This window comes from Halorubrum sp. B53 (genome assembly GCF_059752395.1).
The window spans coordinates 75,172-94,407 of record NZ_MWTH01000001.1; the positions used below are offsets into that span (position 1 = coordinate 75,172).

Genomic DNA, 19,236 nt, shown 5'->3' on the forward strand with positions numbered 1-19,236 from the left:
GAACCATCTTCAAACGACTTTCCAGAGTTCCCACGGTGAGGGTTAATTAACGGGCAACTGTACCGAAGAGTAGGACTCGGTCAGAACATAGCGAATTCCCAGCCAGTTTTCAGAGGAGGTCTGTCCGCCCACAAAACAAAGCAATATCCGAAAACGAAATCGGTGAGCGCAACATCTTCGAAGAGTATGCCCGAATACCGACTACTCAAAGCATACAATAAAATACTTCCGATTCTGCTGGCGCCTGCCGTACACCGCCGTGACAAAAGCAACGCAGGGATACTGTACACAGTCCAGAATAGGGACGGCGGCTTGGCACCACCAGCAATCCACTAGTCCGATGCTGTGGGACTACCTATGGCTGGACTACAAACTTGGGACTCTCACCACTCGGGATTTCTTCGCGTTTACGCGGAAGAGGAGATCAATAATTACGCACAGGTTCGGCGAGATTCGATCCGGCGAAGACTGTAATCGTCACGAGCACGAACGCGATCAGTGAGAGATTCGGAATCGTGAGTCCGAGCATCGGAGCCTGCCACTGGACGACTGCACAGGGGCCAGCAAGGGTACATGAAGCCGTCGTTGCTTGGAGCACGGAGTGATATCCCGCGATTAAAGCACCCACCAAGGATAGTGGCACAACTGTTCGCCAGACCGTGTTGTGACTCTCGAGGGCGGCAACACCGAGAACGACGACGAGCGGATACATGAGGATACGTTGGTACCAGCAGAGGGTACACGGAATGAGATCGAGGCCGAGACTGAACCAGAGGCTTCCCAAGGTCGCAACCGCCGCGACGACTGTCCCACCTGCAAGCCAGAATCGTCCCTCGGACATCCATGATTCAGTTTGATTCAGTTGCATCTTCGATCAACTGTCTTGTTCGCTCTTCGTTCCCGAGTGGATTGACCGTCGTGCCATCGATGAGGAGCGTGGGTGTGGCGTCGACACCGGCATCGCTTGCAGCACTGTCAGTCGCCCGAAGCGCGTCGTCGTACTGATTTTCTTGGATCGCCGTGCGGATCGACGCTGTCTCGGAGACGCCTGCGGCCTGAGCAAACTCGACCAATCTCTCGGTGGTCGCCCACTGGTCGCTCTCGGGTGGCTGATTCCGGAACACGTATTCGTGAAACGCCCAGTACGAAGCTGGGTCGGTGTTCCAGACGGCTAATCCGGCCTGCCCGGCTGCCGGTGCATCGGGGCCCAAAAATGGGTCGCCACCGAAATATGCGAGATTGCGGAACTCGAGCGCGATCGTTCCTGGTTCCACGTAGTCCGTCACGAGTTGTGAGAGCATCCCCGTACTGAACTGGGCGCAGTACGGACACTTCCAGCTCCCGAAGTATGTCACCGTGACATCGGCATCAGCGGATCCCATCGTCGCATACCGGAATTCGCTAGGCGAGTCAGGAATTGGGGCAGTGGCGACGGCACCCGCATCACCTCCAGCATTCGCGCCGCTATTTGGTTCAGTACTCGTATTGTTAGAGAGAGCGGTGGCGCCGATCACGACACCGGCAGTGGCGGCACCACCACCGGCGAGGAGAAGTTGTCGGCGGGTCAATCCTCCGACAGCAGCTCCGACACCTCCCTCGGAGAGCCGCTCTGAGAACGTGAGTGAATCAACGGCTGTATCCGCCCGTTTGTAGTCCACACGTGAGAGGTCATCGGGATGCGCGGCGAGCCAGTGTCTGTAGAGCTGCTCGTCAGTTTCGTCACCGAGTTGTTCACCACAATAATGGCAGGCGCTGTGAGCGTTCCATGTGTGGTCACGCGCTGCTCCAGCTGTTTCGAATTGATCAGTACAGATCGGGCAGGTATGAGCAGTCATTCGTGATCACAGCTCCAGGTGGCAGATTTCATAGGCACCGTGCTGTTCTCTCATAGTGAGCTGAACCGTCGGTATCTGTGGCATTTTTATACGCAAGGTGTCATTAGTGGCGGAGATATGCGACGAGGCAGGTCGTCAGGAGACAGAGGAGAATGAGGATTGCCACGCCCAGGTGGGTCGTCACAATAATCGGTTGGAGATTTTCCGTGACAGTCAATCCTCCGAGGATAACCTGTAACGGAAGGAGGGCGAGAGCGGCCGTGGCCGACCATTTGATAGTCGGGGTATTCCGGTGTTTCACCCACGCTCCAAGGGTCGTGCCGACGATCAGAACTCCGGCCGTCATCGCCAGTCCACGGTGAGCCCACTCTGCGAAGATTTGTAGTGCAGAGTATGGCGAGTTAGCAATGATCTCGGGTTGAAGGAAGGGAACCCACGTCCCGTAGCAGGTTGGCCAATCGGGACAGGAAAGTCCAGCACCGATTGCACTAGTGTAGGCTCCGAGAAGCATCACGATATACGTCACTAGTAGCGTGAAACCGGCGACATGCCTGTACTCGACCGGAATCCTTGAAATCGTGGTTCGGACGTCGTGCCAGCGGAGTCGGACTTGAGACATAATAGTGGGTGGATAGTCTAAATGGCGATATCCCAAGTTGATATCTTGGAAACAAAGTGGTAGGCCGAATTCCTACTGAATGGGACACCGCCCGATGTTCATCCCTGAGTATGTCCATGGAATTATCAAGGAAACTCGCCGTTGTGGGGAAACCCAAATGCGTCAACATTATCATGTCCAAAGAACACACTCGAGAACAGCCGGCAGAAGAAAGTGCCTGTGACGAGACGTCTGTCAACGACAATATCTGTCCCGAATGTCAGGGTCAGATTACCCGGAACGCCGATAGTAGTGAAGCGGCCTGCGAAAGCTGTGGCCTGGTTTTTCAAAGCGATCCAATCGATCACGGCCCAGAATGGCGCACATTCATGTCAGACGATCGGGATGAAAAGGGTCGAGTCGGTGCCCCAATGACGCAACTAATACATGACAAAGGATTAAGTACAAAGATTGGCTGGCAGGATCAAGATTCGTACGGACACGCAGTTCCCGAGCGCAACCGGTTTCAACTACACCGCCTTCGGATGTGGGATGAGCGGTTTCGAGCAAAAAATGCGGATGAGCGGAATCTTAAGCAAGCACTCGGTGAAATTAGCCGAATGGCATCTGCTCTGGGAATTTCAAAACCGATACAGGAAACTGCCAGTATGCTCTATAGGCGTGCTGTAGAAGAGGATCTGCTACCTGGCCGATCAATTGAGGGGATGTCAACTGCATCATTATATGCAGCTACTCGGAAGCATGGAACTCCACGACCACTTGATGAATTTGCTGTGGTGAGCCGTGTTGAAAAGATTCGGATACAGCGAGCGTATCGATACCTGTCACGTGAACTCAATTTGGAGATTGAGCCCGAAAATCCGGCCCAATATATACCTCAATTTGCGTCAGCACTTGACATAAGCGACGAGGCAGAACGCCGCTCTCGTGAACTCCTTGAAGTGGCAACAGAGAAGGGAATTCATAGTGGAAAGAATCCGGCAGGAATGGCTGCTGCTGCTCTGTATGCAGCAACCCACCTAACCAACGAGAAACAGACTCAGGAAACCGTGAGTGAGATCGCCCATGTTAGTCAAGTAACTATTCAAAATCGGTATAAGGAACTTCTAGAGGTGTACTCGGAGCATGACTAATTTGAAGCCTGTAAGAACAACGTGCTCCTACAAGTAGAATTAAAATGGATAGAGTATTAGCTTTAGTAATAAACGATTCTGTACACAAATCAATAACTAGTTCCAAGAGTTCCACGGAATTGCTGGAGAATGACCAATTCTACGAAAGATAAGATTTTTCAGGAGACGGTAATCGAACAATGGAAGACAACTCAGTACCGGCCGAAGATAAGCCGGCACTACAGGATGTGCTCGATGCACTTGATGATCCTGATTGTCGATCCATCCTTCGAGAAATTCATGAACCCATGACAGCAAAAGAATTGAGCGAAATTTGTGACATCCCGAAATCAACGCTGTATCGTAAGTTAGATCTTCTCAGTTCTGCTTGTCTTGTCAAAGAACAAGATACGATCGGAACCGAGGGAGGACGAGTAACCTACTATGAGCGATCATTTAATGATGTGATGATTTCTATTGATGATATGGGTGATTTTTCAGTGAATATCCAACACAGATCACGATCTACCGATAAACATCTTGTAGACATCTGGTCGATGATGGGAGATGAAATATGACTGCCATTGTAACGGCGATCGCAGTCGTCAAGTTCGTCATCCTGATTCTTGGTGGTAGTATTACGTATATTGCATTTAAAGCGTATCGACACACAGGTGAGGAGTCACTACAGATGATGGGCGTTGGTTTCGGGATTCTTACACTAGGAGCCGCTCTGACCGGTATAGCAAATCAGTTATTTTCTGTTGGGTTGGCGCACGTTGTACTCATTAATAGCTTGTTTGTCGCTTCAGGCCTCGCAGTGATCGTATACTCTCTGTATATCCAGAAATAATCGCGATAGCAAACGATTGACCCAGATTAGTCGTTATACTCTGTACTGGCGGTTGAGATAGAACTGCTCAGTGGAATCCGCAGAAGACGTCGAAATTGGGCTACTCTGTGCTCGGCTCAAGAACACTGCGGAGAGAATTCAGAGTTAGTACTTAGCAGAGAGGGAATAGATCGAGACCACTGAGAGGATCTATCCAACTCCTCGACGTCGAATCGCGAAGTAATCGTCTTTTTAGAGATCGTGATCCTTGTGCCGTCATCGGATTCAACAGAGCAGAACAAAGCCGAAAAACAGTGAGTGCGTTTATGACTCTCAGAAGAGGTAGAACAGCGGAAAAATGAACACCCAGACGATGTCCACGAAGTGCCAGTAGAGGCCGAAGTATTCGATCGGCCGCTCGTCGTCGAGGTAGTGACCCTGATACGCCCTGACGAACAGGAAGATAGCGATCAGGAGGCCAATGACGACGTGGACTCCATGGAGCCCCGTTGTGACGTAGTAGATCGACGCCTGAATCGGGTCACCGTGGGCGTTGGCCGAAATCGTCACACCACGTTCAAAGATCTCTTTGTTCCACTCCCATAGTTTGATGCCCAAAAACGCAAATCCAAGTACAATGGTTGTACCGAGGGATGCGAGCAATCCTTTCCGGCTTTCCCGGCGAGCGGCCACCAGCGCCAAAATCACGGTGAACGATGAGGTGAGCAGGACGAACGTGTTGATCAGTCCTGGAAGTGCATCCGTCAGCGGCTCCCAAGTCATCCATCCAGCGTTGTACCGGACGAAGATAGCTGCTGAGAGGAACGCGCCAAAGACGATCACGTCCGACGCGATGAAAAACCACACTCCCAGTTTTACTTTTTCAACGCTTTCAAACGGCCATCGCTCTGCAAACTCGGTCGGTGGAGCGTAAAAGTCTTCGAGCCCCCACTTCACGCCGGTCCATATAACTCCGACTAATCCGATAACTATGAGTATCGGGTATATCGGGTTTGAGATTGTTACGCCCGTCGATGCGAGCGATTCACCCAGCTCGAAGACAACATTATCGCGGAACCCGGTGAGGCCTAGGAATAACACACCAACAGCTAGCGAAAGAGCAAGCGGCCAGATACTTGCGTGGCTCGGATGCTTATCCCAGTATGGGTACTTTTTGATATGCTTTGGATGTGTGTCACCACCGTCAGTAGCCCTGTTCCCATCCGTGTCGGTCTTTACCGCAGGACCACCGTCCGGAACATAGTCTTTTACGAACTCCAGCTTTCCAGAAGCATACGACGGCCGGTTCGGCCAATTCTCTAGCGGCGGCGGCGAGGAGACCGCCCACTCTGCCGTCCGTGAGTAATCCCATGGGTTCGCCCCAGCATCAGGACCGGAAACGTACGACTTCGCAAAATTATAAAACATGATGAAAAAGGAGAACCCGAGGACGAATGCACCGATTGTGCCGAACTGATGGTAAATCTGGAGCTCAGGGTTGTACTCGAAGACGCGGCGAGGGGTTTCCCATCCGAGGAACATTGAGAAGTAGACGGCATTAAATCCGATGAAAAACAACACGAAATGGATCTTCCCAAGAAGTTCATTATACATCTTCCCAGTTATTTTTGGGAACCAGTAGTACGCGGCACCAATTAGTGCCGTGGCACCGCCAAACATAACGTAGTGGAAGTGTGCGACCACCCAGTAGGTGCCACGGAACTCGTAGTCGAGGACGATAGCACCGAGGAACACCCCGGTAATGCCACCGAGAATGAACAACAGTAGCGCCCCGAACGCAAAGAGGAACGGCGTCGTAACCTGAATACGCCCCTTAATCAGTGTATAGATCAGCGAGAACACGATCAGGTCAAAGGGTAACGAGATTCCGATCGTTGTTGCCATCATCAGGGTCTTGATTTCCAAATTGATCGTGGTGAGGAACATGTGGTGCATCCACACGAGGAACGACTGGACCGAAACAAGACAGATAGCAATGATAACCCATTTTCGGCCGACAAGCCGGCGTCCGGAAAACGTCTGGAACAACTCCAACATCGCACCAAGTGCAGGGAAAAAGACGATGTACACTTCTGGATGTCCGAAGAACCAGAACAGATGCCCCCACAAGAGGGACCCACCCTCAGTGGCCGAGAAGTAGACGCTCCCTAGTACACGGTCGGACGCCAAAATAAGTCCCGCGGCAAGCAGCGCAGCGAACGCGAACAGCATCATCCACACCGTCGCAAGGATGGTCCAAGTGAACATCGGCATATCCATGATACCCATCCCTTCGGCTCTGGAGTGATGAATTGACACAAGGAAATTCACTGAAGAGGCGGTGACCCCAATAGTGAACATTGCAAGCGCGAGTATCGCTCCCGTCGAACCGATGCTCGGCGTGTACGCGGGTATGTTGAGCGGTGCGTATATAGTCCATCCAGCGCTCAGTGTGCCGCCCTGAAAGAAGCTGATTGATAACAGCACGCCAGAGAACAGATACATCCAATACGAGAGTGCGTTCAGTCGCGGGAACGCAAGGTCATCGGCGCCTATCTGGAGCGGGACGAAGTAGTTCGCGAACCCGAAGGCAAACGGGGAAAGGAACCAGAACACCATTATCAGCCCGTGGGCTGTGACCGCTTCGTTATACGCGAGCCCAGACAAGATTTGACTCGTCGGCTCCCACAGCTGGATGCGGATCAACAGCGCGAGCACGCCGCCGAACAGCAGGAAGAACAGCGCGGTGATCGTGTATAAGATTCCGATATCCTTGTGATTCGTCGTGATGAGCCAGCGTTTCACCGAGCTCGTGGGTGGAAGATCACTCATACAGGGACACCTCCGGTGGGCGCGGCGTCGATGCTGGATGCGTTCGTGCCGCTAGATGCGTTTTTACTTTGAGTTCCAGCGTACCACTCTTCCCACTCCTCTTGCGGGAGCACCGTGATTTGACCAGTCATCGCGGAGTGACCGGCACCACATAGCTCAAAGCACTCAACCCTGTACGTTGCTTCGCCTCCCTGTTTTTCCACTTGTTCAGAACTTACAGAAAACCAGACATTGCTGTACTCTCCGGGGATGGCATCAGATTTTATCCGCAACTCCGACGATCCGAAGTTGTGCCACACATCGCGTGAGGTCACATTGAGATCAACACGCTGATCGGCCGGCACGATCATCTCGCCGGTCGTGGTGTGACCATTCGGGTACTCGTACTCCCAGCCGAACTGGTACCCCTCAACGAGAATCTCAATGTCACCCTCGTCGCTCGTGTCGGGCCCCTCTTCGACGTAGAGGAGAAGCCCATACGCGTACACCACGAGGCTGATGACGACGATCGCGCTCAACCCGAACGACAGGAAGAGCTTCTTGGCTTTGGGACCGCCCTGTCCTGTCGGAAGCTCTCCGACTGTGGGCGCGTCGAAGTCCGCTTTTGGTTCACTCCCATCGTCACGGTACTTATACACATTCCACAGTGTGTACGTGACGACAATCGTACCGACGAGCGTCCCGAGTGTGAGGAAGACGAGAAAGATCTCGTCAAAGACCTCAGCCTGTGCCCGCCAGTCACTTCCCTGTTGTAGGACGGTTGGGTTTATCATACGTGTCTCACGACTCTTGCGGGGCGCTTCACGAGGATTCACTTATTACTTTGTTTCGAATGCGTTATTCAATCCGATCACGGCGCCAAGACACTGTTGCCGTCTATCACGAATAGGATATCAAGTACGTCGACGACGAAAAATCCTCGCGGGACCGCATCGTCCTCGGTCACGAAAAACACCTCAACGCATCTACCTACGATACGCAGCTGGTCCGAGCTGTCGAGAGTATATTATTTCGCTTTGACTGGAACAGGAGCGACATCCGACACGAGCTCAGTGGAATACGTGTAGTTGATTTCACGGACTGGGTCTGACCTCCTCCCGATTTTGAGTTGTAAACTCGTGACGAGGGGAAGGAGTGAACAGGAAGAGGAACCACACGGGCTCGCAGTAAAGGCCGAACTCGACGACTACTACGAACAAGAGATCAACCACGGGCGGCTCTATCCAAACCTCGACGACCTCGTCAACAAAGGACTGCTCGAGAAAGGTGAACTCGACAAGCGGACGAACGTGTACACGGTCACGCAACGCGGATTGCGGGAGATCGAGGCGCGACGTGAGTGGGAAAGTCAGTATTTAGAAGACGTGAACGCACCCGCTACGTCGTAGAATCATTATAAAAGCGGGACTGCTTTACCCACTTCCCACGAATACACAGTAAGATGGCTCGGCTCGTCTTCTATCACCACCCACAGGCCGAGAATTTCTCACTCAAATATAGCTCGGCATCGGTAGCAGAAATCCTGTCTCAGCGAGAGCAATCCGACGAGTCGACAAAACTCATCGGGTACCCCTTCGAAACACCGGTCTATGTGCTCTACGAAGGCGATTCAGAGATCGAATCTGCCCAAGATATCGACTTCGATCAGGAATGGCTAAGCGACCGTATTCGTGACCTCCCCCGTCCTGGGCAAGTTGTCGCCTTCCGGTTAGTGGAGTTGCTCGAGGCAGCTGTCGATGTTCGAGATGAGGATGAGTTTCGGCTCTACAAGGAGTTCGAACCGCAAAAAATCCAACAGGCACTCGATCACGTGTCCTGGGGAGCCCCACTTCCGACCGTCGCTGGAGAGGTGATGTCAAATTTGATCCTCCGCCATTCCCTCCCGAATGCGAATCATCGAACTGGCATCGCGATGCTGCAGTTCTGTATTGAGAGTGTGGACCCGGATTTTGAGATGCCACGAACACACGTCGACGACGATACCTGGCGAGAGTGGGTCGATCCCTACATCGTTGATTCCAAGCGGCTCATCACGGTCCGCCGGAATAACCTCCGTTTCAAGCAACTCGAAGACTTGGACGTCGACGTCGTTGAACGGAAAGACGGGATCCAAATCCGATTAGCCGAGTTCGAGCTGGATATGCACTGGCGAGAAGCCCTCTCAGAATACGTTGAGCAGCACGAATCGCACTGTACGGACTTCGCTCAGGCGGTCCTCCAACGCGCAGAACGGGACGATCTGCTCGCTCGTCAGGGACCCACGAAACAAGAGTTCATCACGTATCTGGAGGACGGACTCGTCGAACGAGACTTCAGAGAAATGTTCTGATCAGTCGCGAAGCTCAGCGACCGACTGACCGACCTCACGGACGTGTTCACTTCGCTCGAGGTCAAGTTCCTCAGCGAGGTAGTCAACTGTCTCTTCCAGGCTCATATGCGAAGAAAGTCCGCGAAGAGGTATAAACCTAGTGCTGAACGCTTCAGCACAGGCTGGTTGTAATCAATCCATCATCTACCGAATACGAGAATATCGATAGCTGTCTTTGATTCGGCGATGGTGATACTTTCCGTGAGAGGATGCCGCCATCAGTCCTTGATAGATTCTCTTAGGGACGTTGTAGTATTGATAGACTCGGCCACTGTGGAATTCGATCTCGAGGGTGTTCGAACTCTGATCGTAGCCGACACTTTTCAGGTTACTCGACGAAACGGGTGTTCGGTTCATAGCTGTGGGATATAGCGGGCTACCGTACTCTTGATACGAGCGAGTAGGCTATCCTCTTTGGACGAGTCAGCACCTTCAGGTTCAGCCTTGTCCTCGGCTGGCTCTTTCTCGACGACAGCATCGAGACCCAGTTCTGCGACACTCCCCGTCTCGACAGTCGACGGCGTTGTCCGATAGAGTCCTGTCTTCGCTATTGGAACGCCACGATCGCCGGCAGCTGTGAACGCCCCATTACAGAACTGGCAGTCGGGAGCAGCCTCTGCGTCGCTCACAAGGCGGTCTGAAGTTGCGCTGTACGTGCCGGTTCGGAATCCGTGCCGGTCGGCGAGGAGTCCCGTGAGGAACCGGTGCAGCGCGAACGTCAACCGTTGTACTGGTTCCTGATTGATCGTGATGACCGACGGTTGCTCTCCGGCAACGAGTTCAAGCCCGTACTCGAGATTGTCTTCGTCTTCGCCTTCGGCATCAATTCGATCTTCGTTAATCGCATCCAAGCAGTCCAGACACGCCCGGTTCGCGCCGGACACCTGAAAGCTGGTCGCGATGCTTCGGAGTCCAGCGTCGTCGTCAACATCGATATCCGTGCCTGCGTTGAACAGTGGCCGAAGGTACTGCTGGGCGGCCTCCGACACGAATCGACGTGACGTGGCGGTATCGGTGCCAGTGACAATCACGTCTGCAGCGACGACCTGTTCCAGAGCTCTCGGAGCCTGTACTTCCTCGTGGATGCCGTGATAGTAGATCGACGGATCAATATCGGAGACAACGCGGCCCAAGACCTCCGCCTTGGGCGTCCCACATCCGTCGATGGCCTCGGCCCACGCAGCTGGGACGACACCATCCTCGTCGGGCGTCCGCTTGGGATCACCAGCATCAGCCGGGCGTGCGCCGACGATTCGCGAGCGGTTGGATTCTTCCACGACGTCGGGATCAACGACCGTGATTGCGCCAACGCCGAGGTGAGCGAGCGTCTGGACTATTGGTGCACCAAGTCCACCAGCACCGACTACGGCGACGTGAGCGTCCCGTAGCCGATTGTTACCGCCGTCTCCGTGGAGCAACGCCTGCCGGTCGCGCATCTCGTCGTCACGGTTTGAAACCGGAGAGAGTCGTGAATCCGTCGTCCGAATCCGCTCTAGTTCACGGTCGTGAATAACAACGAGTTCATCAATCGGCGACGCGGCGGCCGTAATTGGCTCATGCCTGATCGTCGGGACGTCAGAGAGCCACGCCCGGCCGGTCAGACCTCCTTGGCCAAAGATGAGGCTTCCGTGCGGACCAGCAGTTCGACCGGTCAGTGATGCCATATGGGCCGGTTCGTTCTCGTCGTCGGTGCCGGAGTAGCACGGCTGGCTCGAGCGGGGATGGCTATGGCACATCAGGAGGGCCATATCGTCGAGATACCGGTGGTCAGTCTCGCTCCCCCGCATCATCGACCGTATCGTTGTGTGATCGAATCGGACGATTCCGGTCGACTGGTCGAGATATTCATCCCGATCCAGCAGGTGAACCTCTCGAATGAGATACTCGAAGACCCGCTGCCCACGATGAGTGTACTCCTGTGTACCGGCAACGAGATAGGCGGCATGTTCTTTCGGACAGTTCTGCTCTGGACGTACGAGGTGCTCGCGTAGCCGCTGGTAGTCGGAGCCTCGGATCCGAACCCGTATCCGGTCAGCGACCGGCCACTCGTGATCAGGGTCTTCTAGCACAGAGCGAAGCCAGTGAGATACTCGTGACCTGCTCCCCGTCGCCCGCTCTCGGCTGCCGTCAGTCTCATGTCCCTGCATAGATGTATTATCGGAGGGGTGATCGCCAGCGGGAGGGGTCGCGTCAGTCACCCTGTCGGAGTCGTCCGTTCGCGACGGTCTCCAGATACCACTCGAGATCGGTCTCGTAGGGTTCCCACTCGATACCGTCCAGTTTGTTGATGTGCCAGGAAAGAGCCAACCAGCCCCGGACTTGGTCGTCGCGAGATTTCCGAAGCTCGCCGCCTCCTTCAAGCCGGAGATCCTCGTCGACGTAGACCCAGTCCGGAGCCTTCTGGGGGTAGTTCTCGTGGACGCGGATCATCACGTCTGTCGTGTCCGCACTGTAGGCATCCGACGGGATCTGGTAGTCCCGAACGGTGACGTGGACGAACTGCGCCTCGGCCTCGGTATCGACATCGACCTCGTGGTTTTCTCGAAGGGCTTCGATGTCCGCTGCGAGCACGTCGTCGAGCTGGGTGCTCCCGTAGGCAGTATCAACGGGGATCGCGTCGAAGACGTTCTCTTCGGCGAGGTTGATGTCGCTGTCTTTGGGGACTCGATCGTCCTCGTCTGGAGGGTAGAGGACGTATTGGTTGGGATCGTACTCGAACGTGCGCAGCAGTTCGATCGGCTCGATGTACTGCTGATCGAGTACTTTCGTTTCCCCACTGACGGTCACCTCGTAGCCGTCAGTCTCCTCGTCATCCTCATCATCATCACCTTCATCAACATCTTCGAGCGCCTCGTCAAGACCGTCCTCGACTTCTTCAATGGCCTCTTCGAGTGCTTCGAGTTCCTCGGCGTAGCTAACATCGAACCCAGCCGCGTCCTGGAGGGTGTCGATGTCGTCTTGTGCTGACTGAATGTAGTCGGCTGCCCGATGGAGCGCGTCGTAGCGGGATTGATCCTCGTCGGTATCTTGAGCCTCGTCGATAGCGTCCTCTGCGGCTTCGAGTGCGGCACGGAGGTCGTCGGCCGTCCCTTCGTCGAGAGACTCGAGCTGATCGTTCAGTCCTCGGTAGCGGTCTTGGGCATGCTGAGTTGCTTCCTCGAGATCAGTTGGTTGCATGCACTTTCGCCTAACAGCGTCATCCCCTTAAGCACCACGCGGACTCTACCATCAGTAGCAGCATTGAGCGCACAATCCGCACCAAACGCATAAATCACAGAATCCCCAACAGCGAGACATGCGCCCCAGTGAACGAGTCCATATCGCGCCACTCGGGTTCGAGCGCGATCGTGTTGTCGAGGCTGCGAAACAATTGAAAGCTGATCGATTAATCCTACTCGAATGGGGTGAAGGGGAACGACCGCCATTTGTCGAGGAGCTGTATGAGGATATCGAGGCGGCTGGGATTGACCGAGAGATCCGATCCTGCAACATTTTCGATCTGTATGAGGTTGTCCGGGTAACGGCACGAGAGATCCAACAGCACGCAGATGATGACGTGTTCGTGAACATTGCAACCGGGAGTAAAATATCCGCAATCGGCGGGATGATCGCGTGTATGGTAACCGACGCTGTGCCGTACTACGTCGAGCCAGAACGATATGGTGAAAAAGACGCTCAACGGGTCAAACCGGTTTCCCACGGGGTGAAGAACATCAAGGAACTGCCGGCGTACCCAATAGATGCCCCCGAGACACAGCTCATCTACGTGATGGAGTACATTTACCGAAATGGCCCGGTCACGAAGAAGGAACTAATCGACTTCGGCCAGGGGAACGGTAAATCAATCCCAGCAGGAACGCCCGCGGAAGGGCTGCCATTCATAACGGACCACGAGGCAGACTCAGACCGAGCTCGCTACCGATTACTCGAAACGCACGTACTAGAACCACTGGCCGAGAAAGGGTTCATTCAAACCAAAGAAGTGGGTCGAAGGACCGACGTAGATCTTACCGAGGAAGGAGAAAATACACTTTCCGCGTTTAGACACCTCATCGAAACGTGACCAATTCGCTCAGCCGTCTACCGAATCGACATCTTCGAGAGCTTCTGTAGCGACATCACCTAACTCGCCAGCTTCGATATGCGAATACCGTTCACGGACCATTTCCTCGGAGTTGTCGAGATATCGAGCCGCGACGGTATACCCGAACGCGCGGACTAGCACCTCGCCCATCCCACGACGGCCACCGTGTGGAGCAAGGTAATCGTGTTTCGGATGTTCGATGTCGATCTCTGCAGCCTCCGAAAGCCGTTGGAGAATCGACCGTGCACCGTCCGTCGTGATTGACGGCGGCCGGATATCCTCATCGAGCGCCAGCAGGAGGTCGCGAGCGTACTCATCACGCCGCTCAGCAATTGCCTCTGGGGGTTCCCCTCGGTCGGCGAGCTCTTCCCGGACGAGCTCCGCGAGCGTCCGTTGGTCGAACGTCGGAAACACCGGCCACCGCTCCGTCGCTGGGTCCATCAGCTGACGATAGCTCCGCAGCGGCGAGATCACCGGGTCGGGGAGGCTGGCGGCGTCCCACTGCTGTTTCTTGCGGTAGACGTCCATACTCCCGTCGTCGAGGGAAAGGTCCTCCCAGCGAACGCCGCGCCGTCGCGGATCGTTCGGATCCCGGAGTAGCTCCCCGACGCGGACGGCGGTGTACGCGAGGACGAACACCAGCGCTCGGTCACGAGCGGCTTTCAGCGCCGCGTAGCGCGCTCGCTGCTTGTCGAGGGGGTCAGTATCCTCTGGAAGGGTCGTGTACGCCTCGACGGCGTCGCGGGCCTGTTCGTCGACGTGGCGGGTGAGGGCGTGGCGCTGTTCGGACGTCCAGGCCTGCTGGTCACCGGGCTTGCGGCCGTCGTCCTCGGGCAGCGGCGCCATCGCACTGGCCCGCTGCGCGTAGTGGGCCTCTAGATAGCCCTCGTTGACGCACCAGCCACACCATGCAGAGATATAGCGGTAATAGGTTTGTACCGTGTTCTGCTTGAGTCCCCGATCTCCACTGAGATGCCGGGCGTACTCCCGGAACACGCGGTCGTCGAGATCGTCGAAGGTTGGCTCACGGTCGACGTCGTCGGGGACGATCCCGGTCCAGTCGTCGTCGCCGCGGTCGCCGGCGACCCACTCGGCGAACCGCTCGAGCTCGCGGGCTGCGTTACGTCGATAGTTCCCACCGTCCCCACCGCGGCCTTTCCCCTTGTCCTGGAGGTAGCGCTCGAAGGAACTCGCGAGTGACTGATTAGTGCGTTCTCGAGGTGTCATGGTTCTTCGTTCGCGTACTGGTAAGTCGGACGGACGTCCTCGAGGAGCGCTTCGACGATTTCCCAGAGGATTAGGGAAGGAGTCTCGTATTCAAATGTGATCCCCCAGCGGTCCTCCGTATTGGCGGCAGAGTACTGGAAATGCGCCCGTCCGAGATCGGGATGGTCCTCGTCCTGGTGCCAGCCGGCGTGAAAGCCCGTGTTCGGATCGGTGTAGTTGATACGGAACCAATCGTGTGGGTCCTGTCGATACCACTTGACGGTCAGTTCCGGCGAATCAGGGCCCGTTGGGGGATTAAGGCGGGCTGGATCAAAAACCGCCCGCAGCTGCTTGGCCTCGATATCGTCAGGAACGTACTCGACGGCCGTGATCTGGGGGACACGGTCGAGGACGTCCCGCTTCAATTGGGCGTAGAGGTTCGCGTTCGGGTCACCACCTGGATGCGGGACAGACATCCGTTAGCTGCTGGCCTCGGCAGGCTCTGTCGTTGGAGCGAGGAAGTCCCATTCGCGGATGGCGAAGCCAACGATCTGGATACGCCGTTGAAGGTGCTCCCACTCGCGGGCGATTTCACGGCGCCGATCTTCCTCGTCACCGTCAAGGGATTCGTCAGCGAGCGTCCCGCGAAGCTGGTTCGGTGACTCGACGCCGAATTCGTCCTCCCAGTCGCGGATCTGCGTCTTCATATCGGCGAGACGGTCCGTAAGCTCCTCGACAGTGTGTCCGCTGTCTCGAAGGCGCATCGCCTCCTGCATCGCTTGGCGGCGATAATCAGGGTAATACGTCGTGTGAGTACCGCTTTCGTCACGGTGGAGGATGCCATCGTCGACGAGCCGATCGAGGACGCGCTTAGTTGGTTCGTGTGACCAGCCCGCTTCGGAGGCGATCCAGTTGGCCGTCTGTGGCTCCGACAGCTGCCGAGCAACCATCCGCACGCGGTCTTCACCCGTGGTCTGGCGTTCCATCAGGCCCTCGGAGTTCGATTCGTCTTCGGTCATACAACACCCTTCGGACTGTGTCTTAATATAGATTGAGGTCATTAGTCCTATATCGAATCCTCTTTTTCGCCATCGCCCTGATCTCAGCTGAGGGTAGCCAGAGCAAACTCGGAGCCCGGTCTTGGCGGCTCTACCCCGGGGGAAGCGCCGTCGTGAGGTGGTTACAGCATTCGTGCTTACCCGACGGCGGCGGGGTACTTCAAAGTGGTCGTGATTATTGGCATAATCAGAACCACTTGTTATTTTCGAGCCATCGGGAGAATTCGGGGGTCTAGAGTCTCTTAGCGCCGGAACTCCGCACTTCAGAATATTGTATATCGTATATCGCTATACAAAAACTCGGTCCCCGGTCTGCCAGACAATCCGCGTTTACGAAACTACAAATTGGGATTCGAGTTGGCGATCTCTCGATAAAGGTCATGTACCACCACAGTTTTGAGAGGATTTGATCCGATCACTACTGTTGTATCGGAAATTCCGGAAGTTGGGTTGTTCCAACTGTTCCCAGAATCATAGAGCTAATAATTCGAGCGAAGAAAGATAGGACAAGCTCTCCATGAACGTTGCAAAACTACTCCCGGTGGTTGTAGCTGTTTACGCAGTCACGCTACTTGCTGGGTTCTTCGTCATCCACAAGATATGACTCTCGATGCTCATCGCCACCGCTTCGCTTCTCGTAGGTGCGATCGTGTACATGGCTCGGAAATACCTCAGAGGCTCAACTGGGAACCAAGGTAGCTAGAGTCTGTCACCGAATTTTGTACGATGCGCACCGTATTCAAGCACACTCGCTGAAACGTGTCACAGGTAGAGGATTTCAACAGAACCGAGTATATTTCTATTTTTCCTTAGATACTACAGGTGATAGGCTCGGGACAGATCGTCGTAACACATACGCAATAGTGGAGGTTATAATCCCTATTGGTGCACCATACATGATTGCTGTCCCCACCCCGGTTAAAAGTCCATAGTCAGGTTGAGGGTGACTAAGCGAGAGGACACCATACAGGGCATAACCGCTCATGGTGATGACGGCGACAGCGATGCTCACCAGTATTCCGTTGTTTCGATATGTATGTATCCCTGCCAAGATAATCGCTGATACTGTGACTCCAAGTGGACTCATAAGTAAACTAGATGAGTTTCCCATCTCAAAATTCCCAGCAAGATAGAGTTGACCGAAGAACAAGGCCATGAGAATGACTGAATACCCGAGATATCGAAGAGATAGTTTCACCGACTTGCCTAAAAGAAACGATTTTAACCGCGAGTCCATACATAATGATGGTTCGCTAATAGTATAAGCTTTTCATCTAGAGAGTTCCCGGGAAATCAGACATATAGATAGTAGGTATATGTAGCTCTGTCATCCATATCACCGACACGCGGTTTCGACACATGTGTTCTACACTCCGGAAATTCCGGAAACCTGGTCCATCCGCTTAATACGATCATCACGCTCGTGTCAACCATGATCACTGACGCGCGCGTTCTCGACCCGGAATTCCTCCCGAACGACGTGGTGCAACGAGACGCCGAAATTAACCTGCTATCAAGTATTCTCCGTCCAGCCGTCGAAGGGAACCCATCCGATTCAGCAGTGCTTCACGGCCCCTCTGGAACCGGAAAGACGTGCATCGCACAGTACACACTCGATAAACTCCACCAGTCTACACTCAAACTGAACACGCAGTACGTGAACTGCTGGGAAGACCACTCGCACTTCTCTGTTCTCTACCGCATCCTCGACGGCCTCGACAAAACGCTCGACATCCACCGGCAATCAACACCACAAGAAGTTCTCCTCGACCGCCTCCACGACTACGACGGCCCACCATACATCATCATTCTCGACGAGGCCGACCAGCTCGACACCACCGACGTCCTCTACGAACTCGTGCGCACGCGGAAGCTCTCGATGATTCTCATCGCGAACGACCCTGACGTGATGTACACAAGGTTCGACGACCGCCTAGACAGCCGACTTCGTACTGCAACACGCATCGAATTCGACGCGTACTCAATTGATGCACTCACCGCGATTTTAGAGGACCGAGCGCGCTGGGGGCTGCATCCGGATGCAGTCACGACTGAGCAGTTGCAGTGGATTGCAGACGCGGCGGTCGGTGATGCTCGCGTGGCAATCGGGACACTCCGGCAGGCTGCTCAGCGAGCGGCTAGAGAATCCGAGACGATTCTTGATGAGCATCTTGAGGCGGCGGTTCCGGAAGCGAAAGCGGAAATCAAACAGAAGAACATCAGCCGCCTCACCCGCGACCAGCGCATCCTCTACAACATTATCACCGACACAGACTCGATCTCGATGGGTGACCTGTACGACCAGTACACCGCCGAGGTTGAGAACCCGAAAACGAAACGCATGGTTCGAAACTACCTGCAGAAACTCACTCACTACAACCTCATCGAATCGATCGGCAAACATCGAGGAAGACGCTACCAGCCTGTATAGCGGTTTCCGGCTCTGTTGAAATCCTCTTTTTCAGACACAATACAGCATGAAACAGCCGGTCGCTGAAGAGTGCGAATTTAGCAATGGTTCCGATAATATAGACATATCTCCTACGAACACTTTTCTCTACAGCGACCAGATACATCATCATGGATAGAAATAGAATTGGAGTTTTAGCTGGACTTGTCGGCGTCTTCGGGCTTGTCATTCAGTCCGTACCGGATATTATTCTCGGACGGGGGATTGACCGTGGATTTGAGGGCGCAATCCCGATGATAGGGAGTGTCGGGCAGACCGTGACGGTCTACAATGACATGGGCGGAATCGTTGGGTCGTTGGTGACGCTCGCTATGGCAGTCGGCCTTGGTTTGTACGTCGCCCGACGAGTCGATTTCTCTACAGAGTATCGGCGGGTCGGTGAGGCAATCGCTATCGGGAGTACAACCGGCGTCCTCGTCGCCGCCGTTCCGATACTACTCCAAATGTCGGGCACAACGTCGATGAATCTCATTACCGGCATCATATTAGTCGCAACCGTCGTTAGGATGCTCGTTGAAGTGGCACTTCTCATCACAATCGGCGCTATTGCTGGAGGCGCAATCGTCACGTTCCAGACGGATGAGGGGCGACCGGTCACACCGACCGGTGCGGATGATTCTCCATCAACCTCCCCGTCTGGATCTACACAGGAGGACTCACGCCCTGAATCTCAGCCTGCTCACTAATCACCGACCGTTATCTAGCTGAGCTGTATTGACCGAAACAGTGTCAGAATATATCCCTTGCTGAGGATTTCAACAGAGTCCGGTTTCCGGAAGGTGCGCCCGTATTGATTCATTATCACCAGGGCATTCGTTCT

General features: G+C 54.6%; 21 protein-coding genes. 9 read left to right on the forward strand and 12 right to left on the reverse strand.

Annotation, left to right across the window (positions count from 1 at the left end; translation table 11 throughout):
- Window positions 1-424: 424 nt before the first annotated feature.
- From B4V06_RS00380 to B4V06_RS00390, 3 genes are all read right to left on the reverse strand, one after another.
- Window positions 425-868, reverse strand: coding sequence for a disulfide bond formation protein B (locus tag B4V06_RS00380; protein WP_498166519.1), 444 nt, complete (start codon window positions 866-868; stop codon window positions 425-427).
- Window positions 849-1,835: a thioredoxin domain-containing protein gene (locus B4V06_RS00385; protein ID WP_123115112.1), complete on the reverse strand. Its 987-nt coding sequence runs from the start codon at window positions 1,833-1,835 to the stop codon at window positions 849-851. Before B4V06_RS00385 ends, B4V06_RS00380 begins: the two co-directional genes overlap by 20 nt.
- Before the next feature lie 103 nt (window positions 1,836-1,938).
- Entirely contained in the window at window positions 1,939-2,454 is a 516-nt protein-coding gene (locus B4V06_RS00390; RefSeq protein WP_123115113.1) for a COX15/CtaA family protein, read from the reverse strand.
- A gap of 173 nt (window positions 2,455-2,627) precedes the next feature.
- On the opposite strand from B4V06_RS00390, the gene B4V06_RS00395 reads away from it, so the two are divergent.
- The 3 genes from B4V06_RS00395 to B4V06_RS00405 all read left to right on the forward strand — a co-directional run bounded on the left by B4V06_RS00395 (window position 2,628) and on the right by B4V06_RS00405 (window position 4,419).
- Window positions 2,628-3,587 (forward strand): transcription initiation factor IIB, encoded by a 960-nt coding sequence (locus B4V06_RS00395; protein ID WP_123115114.1) that lies wholly within the window; start codon window positions 2,628-2,630, stop codon window positions 3,585-3,587.
- Between the two features lie 179 nt (window positions 3,588-3,766).
- Entirely contained in the window at window positions 3,767-4,144 is a 378-nt protein-coding gene (locus B4V06_RS00400; RefSeq protein WP_080505342.1) for a winged helix-turn-helix domain-containing protein, read from the forward strand.
- Window positions 4,141-4,419, forward strand: coding sequence for a DUF7521 family protein (locus tag B4V06_RS00405; protein ID WP_080505341.1), 279 nt, complete (start codon window positions 4,141-4,143; stop codon window positions 4,417-4,419). Before B4V06_RS00400 ends, B4V06_RS00405 begins: the two co-directional genes overlap by 4 nt.
- A 312-nt stretch (window positions 4,420-4,731) precedes the next feature.
- Here the strand turns inward: B4V06_RS00405 and B4V06_RS00410 are convergent, their stop codons facing one another.
- A complete protein-coding gene (locus tag B4V06_RS00410; RefSeq protein ID WP_066419144.1) occupies window positions 4,732-7,230 on the reverse strand; it encodes a cbb3-type cytochrome c oxidase subunit I in 2,499 nt (832 codons plus the stop codon).
- Window positions 7,227-8,003 carry a cytochrome c oxidase subunit II gene (gene coxB / locus B4V06_RS00415; protein ID WP_123115115.1) on the reverse strand — a complete coding sequence of 259 codons (777 nt, stop codon included), beginning with the start codon at window positions 8,001-8,003 and terminating at the stop codon, window positions 7,227-7,229. Before coxB ends, B4V06_RS00410 begins: the two co-directional genes overlap by 4 nt.
- A 345-nt stretch (window positions 8,004-8,348) precedes the next feature.
- Here coxB and B4V06_RS00420 point away from each other — a divergent pair, with 345 nt between their 5' ends.
- Window positions 8,349-8,618 (forward strand): PadR family transcriptional regulator, encoded by a 270-nt coding sequence (locus tag B4V06_RS00420; RefSeq protein ID WP_255212615.1) that lies wholly within the window; start codon window positions 8,349-8,351, stop codon window positions 8,616-8,618.
- A 53-nt stretch (window positions 8,619-8,671) separates the two neighbouring features.
- Window positions 8,672-9,559 carry a DUF8172 family protein gene (locus tag B4V06_RS00425; protein WP_498166524.1) on the forward strand — a complete coding sequence of 296 codons (888 nt, stop codon included), beginning with the start codon at window positions 8,672-8,674 and terminating at the stop codon, window positions 9,557-9,559.
- Window positions 9,560-9,742: 183 nt separating this feature from the next.
- Here the strand turns inward: B4V06_RS00425 and B4V06_RS00430 are convergent, their stop codons facing one another.
- The gene (locus B4V06_RS00430) at window positions 9,743-9,955 is read right to left on the reverse strand and encodes a KTSC domain-containing protein (protein ID WP_123115117.1); all 213 of its coding nucleotides are present in this window, start codon (window positions 9,953-9,955) and stop codon (window positions 9,743-9,745) included.
- A complete protein-coding gene (locus B4V06_RS00435; protein WP_158606097.1) occupies window positions 9,952-11,262 on the reverse strand; it encodes a ThiF family adenylyltransferase in 1,311 nt (436 codons plus the stop codon). Before B4V06_RS00435 ends, B4V06_RS00430 begins: the two co-directional genes overlap by 4 nt.
- On the opposite strand from B4V06_RS00435, the gene B4V06_RS00440 reads away from it, so the two are divergent.
- Window positions 11,263-11,589, forward strand: coding sequence for a hypothetical protein (locus B4V06_RS00440; protein WP_498166527.1), 327 nt, complete (start codon window positions 11,263-11,265; stop codon window positions 11,587-11,589).
- A 199-nt stretch (window positions 11,590-11,788) separates the two neighbouring features.
- Here B4V06_RS00440 and B4V06_RS00445 read toward each other — a convergent pair whose 3' ends face one another.
- A complete protein-coding gene (locus tag B4V06_RS00445) occupies window positions 11,789-12,775 on the reverse strand; it encodes an E2/UBC family protein (protein ID WP_123115119.1) in 987 nt (328 codons plus the stop codon).
- Between the two features lie 118 nt (window positions 12,776-12,893).
- Between B4V06_RS00445 and B4V06_RS00450 the strand changes: the two genes are divergently transcribed.
- Complete coding sequence (locus B4V06_RS00450; protein WP_123115120.1) at window positions 12,894-13,661, forward strand: HFX_2341 family transcriptional regulator domain-containing protein; 768 nt, start codon at window positions 12,894-12,896, stop codon at window positions 13,659-13,661.
- A 9-nt stretch (window positions 13,662-13,670) separates the two neighbouring features.
- Here B4V06_RS00450 and B4V06_RS00455 read toward each other — a convergent pair whose 3' ends face one another.
- The 4 genes from B4V06_RS00455 to B4V06_RS00470 all read right to left on the reverse strand — a co-directional run bounded on the left by B4V06_RS00455 (window position 13,671) and on the right by B4V06_RS00470 (window position 17,183).
- A complete protein-coding gene (locus tag B4V06_RS00455) occupies window positions 13,671-14,909 on the reverse strand; it encodes a site-specific integrase (RefSeq protein WP_123115121.1) in 1,239 nt (412 codons plus the stop codon).
- Window positions 14,906-15,364, reverse strand: a complete 459-nt coding sequence (locus tag B4V06_RS00460) for a hypothetical protein (protein WP_115803908.1) — start codon at window positions 15,362-15,364, stop codon at window positions 14,906-14,908. The genes B4V06_RS00455 and B4V06_RS00460 overlap by 4 nt, the downstream gene beginning before the upstream one ends.
- Window positions 15,365-15,367: 3 nt before the next feature.
- Window positions 15,368-15,949, reverse strand: a complete 582-nt coding sequence (locus B4V06_RS00465; RefSeq protein WP_115803907.1) for a DUF7342 family protein — start codon at window positions 15,947-15,949, stop codon at window positions 15,368-15,370.
- Window positions 15,950-16,745: 796 nt separating this feature from the next.
- On the reverse strand, window positions 16,746-17,183 hold the full coding sequence (locus B4V06_RS00470; protein ID WP_498166532.1) for a hypothetical protein: 438 nt from the start codon (window positions 17,181-17,183) through the stop codon (window positions 16,746-16,748).
- A 195-nt stretch (window positions 17,184-17,378) separates the two neighbouring features.
- On the opposite strand from B4V06_RS00470, the gene B4V06_RS00475 reads away from it, so the two are divergent.
- Window positions 17,379-18,377: a Cdc6/Cdc18 family protein gene (locus B4V06_RS00475; RefSeq protein ID WP_498166535.1), complete on the forward strand. Its 999-nt coding sequence runs from the start codon at window positions 17,379-17,381 to the stop codon at window positions 18,375-18,377.
- Window positions 18,378-18,526: 149 nt separating this feature from the next.
- On the forward strand, window positions 18,527-19,102 hold the full coding sequence (locus tag B4V06_RS00480; protein WP_498166537.1) for a hypothetical protein: 576 nt from the start codon (window positions 18,527-18,529) through the stop codon (window positions 19,100-19,102).
- The last annotated feature ends 134 nt before the right edge of the window (window positions 19,103-19,236 follow it).